The sequence below is a fragment of the Haladaptatus salinisoli genome (assembly GCF_020614375.1).
Taxonomy (GTDB): domain Archaea; phylum Halobacteriota; class Halobacteria; order Halobacteriales; family Haladaptataceae; genus Haladaptatus; species Haladaptatus salinisoli.
Map to the genome: position 1 here is coordinate 1,556,789 of NZ_CP085327.1, position 13,750 is coordinate 1,570,538.

At 67.8% G+C, this 13,750-nt stretch carries 17 protein-coding genes; 10 read left to right on the forward strand and 7 right to left on the reverse strand.

The window, feature by feature from the left end; all coding sequences use genetic code 11:
- Nucleotides 1-43: 43 nt before the first annotated feature.
- Complete coding sequence (locus tag LIX00_RS08555) at nucleotides 44-805, forward strand: coenzyme F420-0:L-glutamate ligase (RefSeq protein ID WP_227352777.1); 762 nt, start codon at nucleotides 44-46, stop codon at nucleotides 803-805.
- Nucleotides 792-1,772: a 5,10-methylenetetrahydromethanopterin reductase gene (locus tag LIX00_RS08560; RefSeq protein WP_227352778.1), complete on the forward strand. Its 981-nt coding sequence runs from the start codon at nucleotides 792-794 to the stop codon at nucleotides 1,770-1,772. The genes LIX00_RS08555 and LIX00_RS08560 overlap by 14 nt, the downstream gene beginning before the upstream one ends.
- Here the strand turns inward: LIX00_RS08560 and LIX00_RS08565 are convergent.
- The gene (locus LIX00_RS08565) at nucleotides 1,735-1,935 is read right to left on the reverse strand and encodes a DUF8024 family protein (RefSeq protein ID WP_227352779.1); all 201 of its coding nucleotides are present in this window, start codon (nucleotides 1,933-1,935) and stop codon (nucleotides 1,735-1,737) included. The genes LIX00_RS08560 and LIX00_RS08565 overlap by 38 nt on opposite strands.
- A gap of 72 nt (nucleotides 1,936-2,007) precedes the next feature.
- Between LIX00_RS08565 and LIX00_RS08570 the strand changes: the two genes are divergently transcribed.
- The 5 genes from LIX00_RS08570 to yciH all read left to right on the forward strand — a co-directional run bounded on the left by LIX00_RS08570 (nucleotide 2,008) and on the right by yciH (nucleotide 7,241).
- Nucleotides 2,008-2,343 carry a DUF7573 domain-containing protein gene (locus tag LIX00_RS08570; protein ID WP_227352780.1) on the forward strand — a complete coding sequence of 112 codons (336 nt, stop codon included), beginning with the start codon at nucleotides 2,008-2,010 and terminating at the stop codon, nucleotides 2,341-2,343.
- Nucleotides 2,344-2,589: 246 nt separating this feature from the next.
- Nucleotides 2,590-3,588, forward strand: a complete 999-nt coding sequence (locus LIX00_RS08575; protein WP_227352781.1) for an AAA family ATPase — start codon at nucleotides 2,590-2,592, stop codon at nucleotides 3,586-3,588.
- A 1-nt stretch (nucleotide 3,589) separates the two neighbouring features.
- Nucleotides 3,590-4,657, forward strand: coding sequence for a DUF58 domain-containing protein (locus LIX00_RS08580; protein ID WP_227352782.1), 1,068 nt, complete (start codon nucleotides 3,590-3,592; stop codon nucleotides 4,655-4,657).
- Nucleotides 4,654-6,885, forward strand: coding sequence for a transglutaminase TgpA family protein (locus tag LIX00_RS08585; RefSeq protein ID WP_227352783.1), 2,232 nt, complete (start codon nucleotides 4,654-4,656; stop codon nucleotides 6,883-6,885). Before LIX00_RS08580 ends, LIX00_RS08585 begins: the two co-directional genes overlap by 4 nt.
- Before the next feature lie 62 nt (nucleotides 6,886-6,947).
- A complete protein-coding gene (gene yciH / locus LIX00_RS08590; RefSeq protein WP_227352784.1) occupies nucleotides 6,948-7,241 on the forward strand; it encodes a stress response translation initiation inhibitor YciH in 294 nt (97 codons plus the stop codon).
- 114 nt (nucleotides 7,242-7,355) lie between these two features.
- Here yciH and LIX00_RS08595 read toward each other — a convergent pair whose 3' ends face one another.
- From LIX00_RS08595 to LIX00_RS08605, 3 genes are all read right to left on the reverse strand, one after another.
- Nucleotides 7,356-7,703: a rhodanese-like domain-containing protein gene (locus tag LIX00_RS08595; protein ID WP_227352785.1), complete on the reverse strand. Its 348-nt coding sequence runs from the start codon at nucleotides 7,701-7,703 to the stop codon at nucleotides 7,356-7,358.
- A 175-nt stretch (nucleotides 7,704-7,878) separates the two neighbouring features.
- A complete protein-coding gene (locus tag LIX00_RS08600; protein ID WP_227352786.1) occupies nucleotides 7,879-8,397 on the reverse strand; it encodes an NUDIX hydrolase in 519 nt (172 codons plus the stop codon).
- Nucleotides 8,394-8,957, reverse strand: coding sequence for an NUDIX hydrolase (locus tag LIX00_RS08605; RefSeq protein ID WP_227352787.1), 564 nt, complete (start codon nucleotides 8,955-8,957; stop codon nucleotides 8,394-8,396). The genes LIX00_RS08600 and LIX00_RS08605 overlap by 4 nt, the downstream gene beginning before the upstream one ends.
- 112 nt (nucleotides 8,958-9,069) lie before the next feature.
- On the opposite strand from LIX00_RS08605, the gene rimI reads away from it, so the two are divergent.
- The 3 genes from rimI to LIX00_RS08620 are packed head-to-tail and all read left to right on the forward strand — an operon-like array spanning nucleotide 9,070 to nucleotide 10,405.
- The gene (gene rimI / locus LIX00_RS08610) at nucleotides 9,070-9,540 is read left to right on the forward strand and encodes a ribosomal protein S18-alanine N-acetyltransferase (protein ID WP_227352788.1); all 471 of its coding nucleotides are present in this window, start codon (nucleotides 9,070-9,072) and stop codon (nucleotides 9,538-9,540) included.
- 34 nt (nucleotides 9,541-9,574) lie between these two features.
- Complete coding sequence (locus LIX00_RS08615; RefSeq protein WP_227352789.1) at nucleotides 9,575-9,970, forward strand: DUF5810 domain-containing protein; 396 nt, start codon at nucleotides 9,575-9,577, stop codon at nucleotides 9,968-9,970.
- A 24-nt stretch (nucleotides 9,971-9,994) separates the two neighbouring features.
- Nucleotides 9,995-10,405, forward strand: coding sequence for a DUF5809 family protein (locus tag LIX00_RS08620; protein WP_227352790.1), 411 nt, complete (start codon nucleotides 9,995-9,997; stop codon nucleotides 10,403-10,405).
- 1 nt (nucleotide 10,406) lies between these two features.
- Here LIX00_RS08620 and LIX00_RS08625 read toward each other — a convergent pair whose 3' ends face one another.
- The 3 genes from LIX00_RS08625 to LIX00_RS08635 all read right to left on the reverse strand — a co-directional run bounded on the left by LIX00_RS08625 (nucleotide 10,407) and on the right by LIX00_RS08635 (nucleotide 13,749).
- Nucleotides 10,407-10,847 carry a metal-dependent transcriptional regulator gene (locus tag LIX00_RS08625; RefSeq protein ID WP_227352791.1) on the reverse strand — a complete coding sequence of 147 codons (441 nt, stop codon included), beginning with the start codon at nucleotides 10,845-10,847 and terminating at the stop codon, nucleotides 10,407-10,409.
- Nucleotides 10,848-10,969: 122 nt separating this feature from the next.
- Nucleotides 10,970-12,952 carry an aconitate hydratase gene (locus LIX00_RS08630; protein WP_227352792.1) on the reverse strand — a complete coding sequence of 661 codons (1,983 nt, stop codon included), beginning with the start codon at nucleotides 12,950-12,952 and terminating at the stop codon, nucleotides 10,970-10,972.
- A 110-nt stretch (nucleotides 12,953-13,062) separates the two neighbouring features.
- Nucleotides 13,063-13,749: a hypothetical protein gene (locus tag LIX00_RS08635; protein ID WP_227352793.1), complete on the reverse strand. Its 687-nt coding sequence runs from the start codon at nucleotides 13,747-13,749 to the stop codon at nucleotides 13,063-13,065.
- Nucleotide 13,750: the final 1 nt, after the last annotated feature.

Here is a 13,750-nt window from a genome sequence, read left to right on the forward strand (position 1 = left end):
GGGTTTCGGGCGGGTTTTTATCCGGGCGCACCAACGACTGGACATGAACGTCTTCGCGGTACCGGGGATTCCGGAGGTCGAATCCGGCGACGACATCGCGGCGCTGGTCGAGGAGCGCGTCGACCTCGAACCCGGCGACGTACTGCTGGTAGCGAGCACCATCGTCTCGAAGGCCGAAGGACGCGCGTTCGACCTCTCGGCGTTTCCGGCGAGTCCGCGCGCGGAGGAACTCGCGGCCCGCCTCTCCGAGATATCGGGCGAGGAGAAGGATCCGCGATTCGCGCAGGCCGTGCTCGAAGAGAGCACGGAGATAATCGTGGAAGCGCCCTTCCTGCTCACGGCGACGCGGTTCGGCCACGTCGGCGTCAACGCGGGTATCGACCGGTCGAACACCGGAGACGCCGACCTGCTGTTGCTCCCGAAGCGACCGAGCGAGAGCGCCGCGCGGATTCGGGAGCGCCTCTCCGTCGACGTGCCGGTCGTCGTCACCGACACCTGCGGGCGGCCGTTCCGGCACGGTCAGCGCGGCGTCGCCCTCGGTTGGGCCGGGATGCCCGCGAGCAGGGACTGGCGGGGCGAGCGCGACAGGGACGGCCACGAACTCGAGGTGACGGTCGAGTCGGTCGTGGACGAACTCGCCTCCGCGGCCAACCTCGTGACCGGCGAGGGGGACGACGGGCTCCCGGTCGTCGTCGTCCGGGGCTGGGAGTTCGGCAACCACGAGGGGAGCGACAAACTCTTCCGGGCGGTCGAGGGCGACTTCGTCCGGCAGGCCCTCCGGGGGTGGGAGTTTGCGCGGGATTGAGCTGACGCCCGAAGACCCCGTCTCCGAACTGGTCGCCCTCGGGGAACGCGCGGAGCGCGAGGGGTTCGACGCGCTGTTCGCCAGCAGCCACTACAACAACCGCGACCCCTTCGTCGTCCTCTCCCGCGTCGCGGCGGCGACCGACGACATCCGCCTCGGGCCGGGCGTCATCAACCCCTACGAGACCCACCCCGTCGCCCTCGCCTCCCGAATCGCCACCATCGACGAGGCCAGCGGCGGGCGGGCGGTCTGCGGGTTGGGCGCGGGCGACCGCTCGACCCTACGGAACCTCGGCATCGACCGCGACCGCCCCCTGCGACGCGTGCTGGAGGCGATGAAGGTGTCCAAACGCCTCTGGGCCGGCGAGCGCGTGAACCACGACGGAACCTTCGCCGCGCGGGACGCGGGACTGAACTACTCGGCGGGCGAGATTCCGGTGTACGTCGGCGCGCAGGGGCCGCACATGCTCCGGATGAGCGCGAAGCACGCCGACGGGGCGCTGGTCAACGCCGCGCACCCGCGCGACTTCGCGTGGGCCGCTGAGCGACTCGCGGAGGGCCTGGACGAGCGACCCGACGACCGCGGCGAGTTCGACTTCGCGGCCTACGCCTGCGTGAGCGTCGCCGAGGACGGGGACGAGGCGCGCGAGGCCGCCCGCCCGCCGGTCGCGTTCGTCGCCGCGGGCGCGGCGGAGCAGGTGCTCGACAGACACGGAATCGACCGCGAACGGGCCGGAGAGATCGGCGAGAGAATCGAAGCGGGCGACTTCTCGGCCGCCTTCGAGCGGGTGACCCCGGAGATGGTGGACGCCTTCTGCATCGCCGGGACGCCGGGGACGGTGGCCGACCGAATCGCCGCCGTCCTCGACTACGCGGACAGTTTCGTCGCCGGGTCGCCGCTCGGTCCCGACCGCCACGAGGCCGTGAGCCTCACCGCGGCGGCGCTCGACCGGGCGAATCGGGGATGAGCGGCGACACGAGGCCGCCGAGGGCGAGGAAACCGAAGAAGGCGGACGAGAAGCCGATGAGGAGCGCCCCAACGAGCAGGAGGAGCGCGGAGAGGGGGTGCACCGCCGCGATGTCGATAAACAGACGAATCATTTCGGTGACGTTCGCGATGAGTCCTGCCATGGTCGACAGTGCGTACCGGGGGTACTTGTTTGCTCCGTCACGCTTACGACGGGAGGCTTCGTAGGCGAGGGCGTGTCGAAGGATACGTCGCTGTCGGAGTTCGCGACGACGGACCCCGACGAGGAGGACGGCGATGCGTCCGAGTCCGTCGGCGCGGGCGAGGACGGCGGAGAACCGTCCGAATCGGTCGGCGCGGACGGGGAGGTCTCGGCGACCTCCGAGTCCGTCGCGGAGGCCGAGAAGGACGCGAAATCCGCCGCGCCGGACGACGAAGCGGCGGTCGAACCGGCCGGCGCGACGTACGGGTGGACGCCCGACGGGGCGGCGTGCGAGCGCTGCGGCGAGTCGGTCGAACGGCGATGGTCGGACGACGACGGGATGGTCTGTTCCGACTGTAAGGAGTGGTAGCGAACCGGGAGTCGTACCGTTCGACCCGCGTTCGTCGTGCGCCGACCAACGGTCCGCGTCCGTCTTCGCGCCGCCCGGGTAGCGTCGGTAATCCACAAAGTATTCAATCGAAACATGTACTCCTCTTTGAGTAGCGACAAAAGTTACAAAGGTACGTCCCCACAGTACAGGTAACGAGGGAGACGCCGATGCTGGCGTTTCCAGGACCAGAACCACCCGTCTCGATTTAACCGCCGCACCCAGAGCATGAAGGAAGCTAACAAAGAACCCGAGCCGACTTCCGTGGAACGACCGACAGACGAGTTCGCAGACCCACTCTCCATCGAGGACGCAGCGGATTTGGCCCAGCGAATCATCGAGAACATCGAACACGTCATCGTCGGTCAGCACGACGTGGCCGAACACATCCTCACGACGATTCTCGCTCGCGGCCACCTCCTGCTGGAAGACGTTCCGGGCGTCGGAAAGACGATGTTGGCCCGGTCGCTGGCGCGCTCCATCGACTGTTCGTTCAAGCGCGTGCAGTTCACGCCCGACCTCCTCCCGTCGGACGTGACCGGCGTCAACGTCTACAATCAGAAGGCGAACGAGTTCGAGTTCCAACCCGGACCCATCTTCGGAAACGTCGTCCTCGCGGACGAGATCAACCGCGCGCCGCCGAAGACGCAGTCGGCTCTGTTGGAAGCGATGGAAGAAGAGCAGGTCACCATCGACGGGATGACCCACGACGTGCCGAACCCGTTCACGGTCATCGCCACGCAGAACGCGGTCGAACAGGACCGGGCCTACGAACTGCCGGTCGCCGAGATAGACCGATTCATGAAGAAGCTCTCGCTCGGCTATCCGAGTCCGGAGGACGAGTCCGAGGTGCTCCGGCGCCTCGTCGGCGAACACCCCATCCGACGACTCGACCCGGTCGCGAGCGCGAGCGACATCCGACGGGCGCGTACGACCATCGCGAACGTGACCGTCCGGCCGCCGGTTCGCGATTACGTCACTCGGCTGGCGAACTACACCCGAGACCGCAGTCGACTCGGCGTGAGTCCGCGCGGGTCCATCGCCCTGCTCCGGGCGGCGCAGGCGCGGGCCGTCCTCGAAGGGCGGGAGTACGTCGTCCCCGACGACGTGAAATCGGAAGCGGTGACGGTGCTCCCCCACCGCATCCGCAGCGACACCGGCGCGATGGGCGGCGACGAGGGCGACGCCGTCGTTCAGAACGCCCTCGACAGCGTTCCGGTGGAGTGAGATGCTGACGCGACGCGGACAGGCGTTCGTGGTCGTAGCGGTCGCCGGATTCGTGCTGGCGTTCTCGTTCGGCGCGCGGTCGCTGAACGCCGTCGTCGGTCCGCTCCTCGTCGCGCTCGTCGTCGGGTACGTCCAGTTGAAACGAACCGAGCACCCCGACCTCGACGTGACGGCGCCGAGCGTCGGCTTTCGCGGCGACGAGGCGACCGTCGAACTCGACTTCTCGGCACCCGACCCCTTCGGCGGAAGCGTCTCGCTACGGCTCGCGGACGGACTCGAACACTCGGGCGAACCGGTCGACGCCAGCATCGGCGAGACGACGCTGGCGTTCGACGTTCGCCTCGCGGAACGCGGCGAACAGGCCATCGGCCCCGTTCGCGTCGTCGGGGAGGACGTGTTCGGCCTGTTTCGACGAACGTTCACCCACCAAGTTCGGAAGTCGATACTCGTGTTTCCGCGAATCAAGCAGGTGGACGACGTGAAAACGGTGACCGCGTTCGAGGAGAGCCTCGGCGTCGCGGCGCGACGCGAGTTCGACCAACTCCGCGAGTATCAGCGCGGCGACCCGCTTCGGGACGTCCACTGGAAATCGAGCGCGAAACGACCGGACGACGGCCTCCTCGTTCGGGAGTTCGAAACGGAAGAGGAGCGACAGCGGATCGAAATCAGCGCCGAGGCCGACGCGGGCCGAGTCGACGTCGTCGCGGACGCGGCGGCGAGCATCGCGGCGGCGCTGCTCGACGCCGGCGTCGCCGTCGGGATGACGACCCCGGAAGGCCGCGTCGCCCCCGACTTCGCCGAGGCGCAACGGACGCACGTTCTCACCCTGCTCGCGCGCATGGAGAGCGGTCGCGTTCACGAGCGCGACCGAGAGCGGGCGGACGTCGTCGTCGGCGCGGCGACCGGGCGCGAGGACGCCGAGATTCGGTTCGCCGGGCGCACGGTCGCGTTCGAGGAGTTCGCCTCCGGCGGAAGGGCCGGTTCGGCCGCGCGGGCGGTGCGCGCCGACGGCGGTGCGCGAACGTCGGAGGGCCCGCGACGCCCGTCGTCCGGGGGTGAGCGACGATGAGTACGGCGCGCGACGATGCGTTCCGCCTCGGCGGCGTCGCCGTCCCCTACCACTGGTTCGCCGTCGGTGCGACCGCGGCGCTCATCGCGTCGTACATGCGGATTTTCTACTACATCACGAACGTGGTGGGCGGCACCGACGACCTGCTCCTGTTCGTCGCCGTCGCGCTCGTCGGGGCGACGATACTGGCGCGCAAGCTTCCGGCGTGGACGGCGTTCGTGCTCGGCGGGGTGCTGCTCGGCGGCGGGTTGTTGAGCTACTACTCGACGGTTCCGCAGGCGAACCTCTCCCAGACCGGCCGCATCATCGCGGACAACGTGGCGCTGTTGACCGGGCTGTCGATTCTCCAGATGCGCGCGGTCGGAACGTGGGCGCTGGGCGTCGCGCCGGCGACCGCCTTCGTCCCGTGGTACCTCGTCTTCCGGCGACGGTACGTGCTCGCCGCCGCCAGCGGCGGGGCGGCGCTCGGCTTCTTCGTCCTCACCAGCGACGCCGGGTCGTTCGTGACGCTCACGGGGATGCTCGGTATTCTCGGCATCATCGCGTTCGGAACGATGGCTCGGTACGGCGGGAGCGTCGCGCAGGTGGACGTGCTGGCGGTGGCGTTGGTCGCGGTGGTGCTCCTCTCGACGACCGTGAGCGTCGTCCCGGGCGGAAGCGTGAGTCCGATTCTGCCGAGCGGCGGGGGCGGCGGCTCGGGCGGGGGCGGCGGCCTCATCAGCAACGAGCGACACGTCGCGGTGCAGGGGAGCATCGAACTCTCGCCGAAGGTACAGTACACGGTGACGGCGAACCGCTGGGCGTACTGGCGGGTGGCCGCCTACGACCGCTACACCGGGATGAACTGGATGCGCACCGACGGCAGTCGACCCTACGAACGGCAGTCGCCGCCTCCGGGCGGTTCGTACGAAGTGCGCCAGACGTTCACCGTCAAGGTGAACCGGGTCGACGCCATGCCCGCCGCGTGGAAGCCGATACGGGTCGTCGGAAACCAGAAAGAGAACGTTCGAATCGGGAGCGCCGGAAGCTTCGCGCCGAAGAGCGCGCTGACGAAAGGGCAGACGTACAGCGTCGTCAGTCGCGTCCCCGCGAAAAACCCGTCGCAGTTGCGAGACGCCGGAACGGACTACCCCTCGACCGTCGAGCGCCGGTACACGCGACTTCCCTCGAACACCCCGGATAGGCTGGAGCGACGAACGGACCAGATAACCGCCGACGCGGACAACCCGTACGAGAAAACCGTCGCCATCGAGCGGTGGCTCGAGGAGAACAAGCGATACTCGCTCGACGTACAGAAGCCGAGCGGGAACGTGGCGGACTCGTTCGTCTTCGAGATGGAGAAGGGCTACTGCGTCTACTTCGCCACGTCGATGGCCGCCATGCTGCGGACGCAGGACATCCCGGCGCGGTTCGTCACCGGCTACACGCCGGGACAGCGGGTGGGCGATGACAAGTGGGTCGTCCGGGGTCTCGACGCGCACGCGTGGGTCGAGGTGTACTTCCCGGACGTCGGTTGGGTTCAATTCGACCCGACGCCGTCCGGTCCGCGGTCGGACGCCGAACAGTCGGTGGTCGAGGAGGCCCGCGCGAACAACGTGAGCAACGTCGACGCCGGCGGAAGCGAGAACGGAACGTGGACGCCGGAGACGACGACCACGACCACCACGACGGAATCGACGACGGACGAGAGCGAGACGACGAGCGAGGTGCGAGACGGCCCCCGGCCCGACCGCGGTCAGCGCGGAAACGGCGGCATCGCTCCCGAGACGAGCGCCGGGACGACGAACACGTCGGCGGTCACGACCGCCGCCGGTGGCGGGATTCCCATTCAGATGCCGTCGACCGAGCAACTGGTGTACGGCGGGTTGCTCACCGCCGGACTGCTGCTCGCGGCGCGACGAACCGGCGCCCTCAGGAGCGCCTATCGCGCGGCGTGGGTGCGCTGGCAACCGCGCGACGACCCGGAGACGGACGTGGAGCGCGCGTTCGGCAGACTGGAGTACCACCTCTCCCGGAAACACCGCGAACGACGACCGGGGGAGACGCCGCGCGAGTACATCGACGCGCTCTCGCACGTGGGTGTCGACGAACGGGCACGACGAGTGGGTTCGCTGTACGAACGGGCGCGCTACGCGGGCACCGTGACGAGCGAACAGGCGGACGAGGCGGTGTCGCTCGTGAACGACATCGTCCGCGGGTCGAGGCGTCGGAACGCGAGCGGACAGTGACCTCTCGACATGGCAACATACCCGACAATGTTTAATAGGTTGCTTTCGTAGCCCCATGCGTAATGTCGGAAGTCTGCTCGACGTGCGGGCTGCCTCAGGAGCTTTGCGTCTGCGAAGACGTCGCAAAAGAATCCCAGCAGATCACCATCCGCATCGACGAGCGCCGTTACGGAAAAGAGGTAACGATAATCGAAGGATTCGACCCCAAGGACGTGGACTTGGACAGCCTATCTTCGGATCTCAAATCGAAGTTCGCCTGCGGCGGGACGGTCGAACAGGGCCAGATAGAACTCCAAGGAAACCACACCGGCCGCGTCGAGGATTTCCTGCGCGACAAAGGCTTCAACGTCGCCTGACGAACAGGTCGGTCGATCTCCCGGGCCGGCGAGCGGCATCTTCTTCATTTACGACCGGTTTCGGTAGCGCGCCGAGCGACGGCGTCGAACGCCGCGGACGCGACGGTGCTCCGGTTAGAACGGTGCGTCGGCTTCCGCGTCGTCCGCCGATTCGAGTTCGTAGTCCCAGTCGTCCAGTCCGCCCGCCATGCTCTCGACGCGGGCGTCCGACGGAACGCCTTCGTAGGAATCGATGAGCCGGGCGGCCTGCACGCTCGACTTGCCGAGCGGACAGACGGTGACGACGTGCTCGGCGTCGTCCAGTTCGGAGACCCGTTGCGGAAGCGCGTGGAACGGGATGTTCACGCTTCCGGGGATGTGACCGCGGTCGAACTGCGCCTGCGGTCGGATATCGACGATTCGAGCGTCCGCGTCGGACTCGACGAGTTCGTGGACTTCCTCCGTGGAAATCTCGGCGTCCATGAGCGCGGGCTACGGCCCCCGGCGGAATAAGCGGCCCGGTCGAACGACCGAAGCCTCTCGCGAACCGGTACCGTACTTCGCGGTACGCGACGAAAGGCGACCGTCGTGAAGGCGCTTCGAAATCCGACCCGGACGGCCGGTGTAGCGCGACCATCGAGCGCCGGTCGGGACGCGGTTAGAGCAGTCCTTCTTCGCGTGCGAGCAGCAGCGGCGGGAGCGACCAGCCGCAGGTCGGTGCGGCGCGAACCGCGTCGACGGCGTCCGCGACGGGAACGGTTCGCACGTCGATGAACTCGTCGGATTCGAGGCGCTGGCGGCCCGGGGTGAGCTCCGAGGCGAAGACGATTCCCCGCCGCTTTCGCATCCCCGCCGCCGGGTAGTACGTTTCGAGGTGTCGAACGCTCCCCGCCTCGTACCCCGTCTCCTCGCGGAGTTCCCGTCTCGCCGCCGCCTCGAACGACTCGCCGGGTTCGACGCGGCCCGCCGGGCAGGACACCACCGTCTCGCCGAGGCGCGGCCGGTACTCCTCGATGAGGACGATTTCGTCCCCCGTGCGGGCGACTATCGCCACCGAATCCGGCGGGTCGAACCAGACGCGCCGAACGGTCTTCCCGTCGGGTCGTCGGAGGGTGTCGTACCCCACCGTGTACTTCCCCAGCGAGACGCTCGTCCCCCCGCGCCGCTCCCAGTTCATCCGTCGAGCAGTCCGGCCTCGCTCGCGAGGAGCAACGCCTCGATGGTCGCGTCGTTGGCCGGCGCCTCGCGGGCGGCGGCGAGCGCGTCTTCGACCGGTATCGTCCGCACCGAGAGGAACTCGTTGTCGTCCAGCTCCCGCTCCGCGGGGGTCAACCCCTCCGCGAAGACGATACCGCGCTCGTGGCGCAACACGCCGGTGGCGACCCAGAACGATTCGAGCAGGGCGAGGCCGTCCGCCTCGAAGCCCGTCTCCTCGCGGAGTTCGCGCGCTCCGGCGGCGGTGTAGGACTCGCCGTCCTCCACGATTCCGGCGGGACACTCGAGACAGCGCTCCCGGATCGCGGGGCGGTACTGCTCGACGAACACGACCTTACCGTTCGCGACCGCGAGGACGACCACCGCGGGCGGTAGCTCCGCCCAGTAGTACTTCTTCGTCGTCCCGTCGGGCTGCTCGACGAGGTCGTACCCCCCGGTGTACCAGCCCGTCTCGTACTCCGCCTTCGATTCGAGCACCGACCAGTCGTGGTCGCGCCAGTCGTCTCGCAGGTCGTCGGTCATGGTTCGAGTTGAAGCGGCGAGTGCTTAAAATCGGGAGGAAGTGTCGGAGTCGTCGGGCGGCGAGGACGATCGGGCATGAAGGCTTTATTCCAGCGCGACGAACCCCCTCGGTGTGACCACCACCGCGAGCGAGGCGGGCTCCCCGACGATTCGCCCCGCGGAGGACGCGGACTTGCTCGCCGTCTTCCGCATCGAGAAGGCGTCGTTCAACCAGCCGTGGCCCTTTTCGGCGTTCGAGCGCTTCGTGGGCGAACCCACGTTCCTCGTCGCGGTGGACGGGGGGAAGGTCGTCGGCTACGTCGTCGCGGACGTGATTCCGAACCACGGTCGGGGACTCGGACACGTCAAGGACATCGCGGTGCACCCCGCCCGCCGCGGCGAGGGTATCGGTCGGACGCTGCTCCAGCGCGCCCTCTCCGGACTCCGGGCGCACGGCGCGCACTCCGTCAAACTGGAGGTGCGCGCGAGCAACGAGGGTGCCATCTCGCTGTACCGTAAGTTCGGCTTCCACTACCTCCGAACGGTGCCGCGCTACTACGGCGACGGGGAGGACGCCATCGTGATGGTGGTCGAACTCGACTGAACGGTTTTTCAGTCCGCGCTCCGTACTCGCGGACATGGGATTCGCGTGTCCAGTCTGCGAGACGCCGCAGTCCGACGGGGAGCACCTCGCCAACCACCTCGCGTTCGCCGCCATCATGGGCGACGACGAGCACGAAGCGTGGCTGGACGAACACGCGCCGGGATGGGACGACCAAGGGCCCGACGAACTCGCGCCGCGCGTCGCCGAGCGCGCGCCGGAGACGGAGTATCCGCGGGTGTTCGACGACACGGTCGACGACCGACACGACCACCGGTTGGAGGACGAACTCCGGGAGGCCGGCGGGTACGGGCGGAGCGTCGGAGGCCAGGGCGCCGAAATGGGCGCGGAAGCGCGGGCGATTCTGGACGAGGCGCGTCGGATGACCGAGGAGATGCGGGACGAGGGCGGCGCGGAAGACGAAAACGAGTAGTTCCCGGCCCGGGAATCACCGCGCATGGAGACGCACGGGATACTCGCTCCGGACGGCGCGGAAGACGCGAGAGAGCAGTACGAGGCCGTCGGTCCGGCGGCGCAGACCGTCGTCAAGGAGACGGCGAAGGCGATGCGCTTCGACCGCGAGGAGTACGGCGAACGCGTGACGAGCGACGTGGTCGAAACCGCCCGAGACGCGCTCTTCGCGTCGCTCCTCGAAGTCCGCACCGGAACGCGCGAGGAGTTCGAAGGCGCGGTTCCCGACGGCTTCGACGTTCACGAAGAGGGGAGTCGGAACGTGGCGTCCGTCGCGTGGCACGTCGCCCCCGCGGCGGAGACGGTCGTCGCCGCCACGTACCAGCAGAAAGAGGAGGCGGCGGTCGCGACCCTCCGGCGAATTGCGTTCGGACGGGTGTACCGGGATATCGTCTGACTCAGTGAAGCGCGTCGTCGCGCACGTCGTCGAGACACTCGCTGTACTCGTTCTGCGGCGCGTGACACTCCCCGGCGCACGGGTGGTCGATTCGCTCGCGGAGTTTGGCCGCGACCTCGTCGGAGAGCGCGTTGCCCATCTCCCGCGCCTCCTCGCGGTCGTCTATCTGGAGGTCGTCGGCGAAGAAGTTCTCCGCGAGGCAGTGTTTCCACATCACTTCGCGGACGGTCTCCTCGCCCTCGTCGGTGAGCGTCGCGCCCTTGTACTTCTCGTAGGTCGCAAGATCGCGCGATTCGAGGGTGGCGAGCATCTCGGTCACGCTGGCGGCGCTTACGTCGAGGGCAGACGCCAGTTCGCCGGTTTTCGCCGGGCGGCCGGCACGCTGACTGACGAGGTGTATCATGCTGAGGTAGCGCCCGACGCTCGCTGAAACCTCGCTCATGCTACGAAACTAGCGCGCGGCGGAGGCATAAATCATTCCCCGCGGCCGTTTGCCGTCGTTCGAAAAAGCGAGGTGCTCGTCGCTCCCGTCGGCGACCGTCGTAAAAGATGGAAGCGTCGCGTTCAGTCGTCGGCGGGGGTCGCGCCGCTGTCGCCGGACTCGGCCTGCTTCTTCGTGTGGGGCAGTTTGCCACCGTCGGCCAGAATCTGGCGTTCGCGCTCGGACGCGTCGAGGGTGGCGGTGAGTTCCCAGTCGTCGTTCACGCGAACCGTGAACTCGTCCTGACCGGAGCGGACCGCCTCCGCCACGTCGTCGACGATCTGGATGTCGTCGCCCTGCTCGATCTTCTCGTAGTCGTCCGCGTCGATTTCGAGCGGGATGAGACCGAAGTTGAACAGGTTTGCCTTGTGGATGCGAGCGAAGCTCTGGGCGAGGACGCCCTGCACGCCGAGGTACATCGGGCACAGCGCGGCGTGCTCGCGGGAGCTACCCTGTCCGTAGTTCTCGCCGGCGACGAGGAAGCTGCCGTCGGAGTCGAGCGCGCGCTGCGCGAACGTGTCGTCCACGCGCGAGAGGGTGAACTCGGAGAGCTTCGGGATGTTCGACCGGTACATCAGGATGTCCTGGGTGGCCGGGATGATGTGGTCGGTCGTGATGTTGTCCTGCATCTTGAGCAGGGCCGGCCCCTCGAGGTCGGATTCGAGTTCGTCCTTCAGCGGGACGTCGCCGATGTTCGGTCCCTTGATGAGTTCGTCGTCCACCGCTTCGTCGGGGGAGATGAGGTCGGGGTCGTCGACGCTGGTGCCGTAGTTGTCGCCGAGTTCGAAGCCGGGGTCTTCGAGGTCGCCGAGTTCCTCCGCGAGGTCGCGGGGGTCGATTATCTCGCCTTTGATGGCCGCCGCCGTGGCGACCTCGGGCGAGCAGAGGTAGACCGAGTCGTCCTCGATGCCGGAGCGACCCTCGAAGTTGCGGTTGAACGTCCGGAGCGAGACGGAGTCGGACGCCGGAACGTGGCCGATACCGATGCAGGCACCGCAGGTCGCCTCGGAGAAGTTGACGCCGGCCGCCATCAGTTCGGCAACCCACCCCTTGCGGGCGAGCATCTCGGAGGCCTGCTTCGAACCGGGCGCGACGATCATGTCCGTCTTCCGGTCGACCGTGCGGCCTTCGAGCATCTTCGCGGCGGGGAGGATGTCCTCGTAGCCGCCGTTCGTACAGGAGCCGATGATGACCTGGTCGACCGACTGGCCGGCGACCTCGCGGACGGGCACGACGTTGTCCGGCATCGACGGCTGCGCGATGAGCGGTTCGAGGTCGGAGAGGTCGATGACGAGTTCGTCGTCGTACTCCGCGTCCTCGTCGGGCTGAAGGTCGACGTACTCGTCCTCGCGGCCGAGGCGGGAGAGCCACTCCTCGGTCTTCTCGTCGGTCGGGAAGATGGAGGTCGTCGCGCCGAGCTCCGTCCCCATGTTGGTGATGGTCGTGCGCTCGGGCACCGAGAGCGTCTCGACGCCGGGGCCGGTGTACTCGAATATCTTGCCGACGCCGCCCTTCACGGTGAGGCGACGGAGCATCTCGAGGATGACGTCCTTCGCGGTGGCCCACTCGGGCAGTTCGCCTTCGAGGCGGACGTTGACGATTTCGGGCATCTCGATGTAGTACGGGCCGCCGCCCATGGCGACCGCGACGTCGAGACCGCCGGAACCGATCGCGAGTTCGCCGAGACCGCCGGGGGTCGGCGTGTGCGAGTCCGAACCGAGCATCGTCTTACCGGGTGCGGCGAAGTTCTCCTTGTGGACGTTGTGGCAGATGCCGTTGCCCGGACGGGAGTAGTGCGCGCCGAACGTGCCCGCCGCGCTGCGGAGGAATCGGTGGTCGTCGGTGTTCTTAAAGTCGAACTGGTACGTCTGGTGGTCGCAGTACTGGGCGGCGATCTCGGTCTGAACTTCGTCCAGTTCGAGCGCCTCGAACTGGAGCCAGACGAGCGTCCCCGTCGTATCCTGCGTGAGAACCTGGTCGATCTCGATTCCGATCTCCTCGCCGGTCTCGAGCTCGCCCTCGACGAGGTGGTCGTCGAGAATCTTTTCCGTAAGTGTCTGTCCCATATCGGCTAAATATCGACTCTCCGGAGGTATAAATCCCGCGTGTTTCCGTTTCCATCGTTCGTGGTAAATTCGGCCCTCGTGCGGCAATTTTCGCCTTCGGAACGTGTCCGTTACTCGAACCGAACGTCGCACTCCACGTCGGTCACGGTCGGCGTCCCGTCGTCGGCGCGCCCCCACGAGAGCGTCGGTACCACGTCGTACGCCTCGCTCCCGTTCTGGAGTTCGAGCCGCGCCGCCGCGCCCTCCGCGAGCCGACGGTTCACCTGCGCCCGCTGGTCGGCGGCGAAACGGTTCGTCGCCGCGGTGTCCTTTCCGCGTCGCACCGCGACGACGTCCACGTCGAGACCGTCGGCGCTCGTCCGGAGGTTCACTCGCAGGGGCACCCGCGCGCGGTCGTCTTCGAGGAACGGAAACGAGAGGGTGGCGTCCTCCGCGTCCTCCAGTCGGTCTATCTCCACGCCGAGTCCCTCTCGAACCGCGTCCATCGACTCCTCGACGGTGTCCATGGACTCCCGCACCGAACTCTCTATCTCCCGCCGGAGCCGGTCGCCGAAGTCGGGGTCGAACGGACTCGGATGCTCGCCGCGGGCGCGTTCTCGTCCGCTCGCGTGGGGCGGTTTCGGGGGGTGTCGGTGGTGTCGATGGTGCTCGGCCCTCCGTCCCGTCGATGATCCTCGTCCGCGCTCCAGACCGCGGCGGAGCGCTTCCTCCCACGAGAGGTCGAGTTCCTGCTTCCGGCGTTTCAGGCGCTCGAACACTTCGTCGTCGTCGATGGTGATCCGAATCTCTCGGCCCATG

Bases quoted from the DNA above. Each gene is read 5' to 3' on its own strand.
- LIX00_RS08585 (WP_227352783.1), top strand. From the start codon at position 4,654: ATGAGTACGGCGCGCGACGATGCGTTCCGCCTCGGCGGCGTCGCCGTC.
- LIX00_RS08565 (WP_227352779.1), bottom strand. From the start codon at position 1,935: ATGGCAGGACTCATCGCGAACGTCACCGAAATGATTCGTCTGTTTATC.
- LIX00_RS08620 (WP_227352790.1), top strand. From the start codon at position 9,995: ATGGAGACGCACGGGATACTCGCTCCGGACGGCGCGGAAGACGCGAGA.
- LIX00_RS08605 (WP_227352787.1), bottom strand. From the start codon at position 8,957: ATGACCGACGACCTGCGAGACGACTGGCGCGACCACGACTGGTCGGTG.
- LIX00_RS08625 (WP_227352791.1), bottom strand. From the start codon at position 10,847: ATGAGCGAGGTTTCAGCGAGCGTCGGGCGCTACCTCAGCATGATACAC.
- LIX00_RS08555 (WP_227352777.1), top strand. From the start codon at position 44: ATGAACGTCTTCGCGGTACCGGGGATTCCGGAGGTCGAATCCGGCGAC.
- yciH (WP_227352784.1), top strand. From the start codon at position 6,948: ATGTCGGAAGTCTGCTCGACGTGCGGGCTGCCTCAGGAGCTTTGCGTC.
- LIX00_RS08630 (WP_227352792.1), bottom strand. From the start codon at position 12,952: ATGGGACAGACACTTACGGAAAAGATTCTCGACGACCACCTCGTCGAG.
- LIX00_RS08575 (WP_227352781.1), top strand. From the start codon at position 2,590: ATGAAGGAAGCTAACAAAGAACCCGAGCCGACTTCCGTGGAACGACCG.
- LIX00_RS08595 (WP_227352785.1), bottom strand. From the start codon at position 7,703: ATGGACGCCGAGATTTCCACGGAGGAAGTCCACGAACTCGTCGAGTCC.
- LIX00_RS08600 (WP_227352786.1), bottom strand. From the start codon at position 8,397: ATGAACTGGGAGCGGCGCGGGGGGACGAGCGTCTCGCTGGGGAAGTAC.
- LIX00_RS08635 (WP_227352793.1), bottom strand. From the start codon at position 13,749: ATGGGCCGAGAGATTCGGATCACCATCGACGACGACGAAGTGTTCGAG.
- LIX00_RS08580 (WP_227352782.1), top strand. From the start codon at position 3,590: ATGCTGACGCGACGCGGACAGGCGTTCGTGGTCGTAGCGGTCGCCGGA.
- LIX00_RS08615 (WP_227352789.1), top strand. From the start codon at position 9,575: ATGGGATTCGCGTGTCCAGTCTGCGAGACGCCGCAGTCCGACGGGGAG.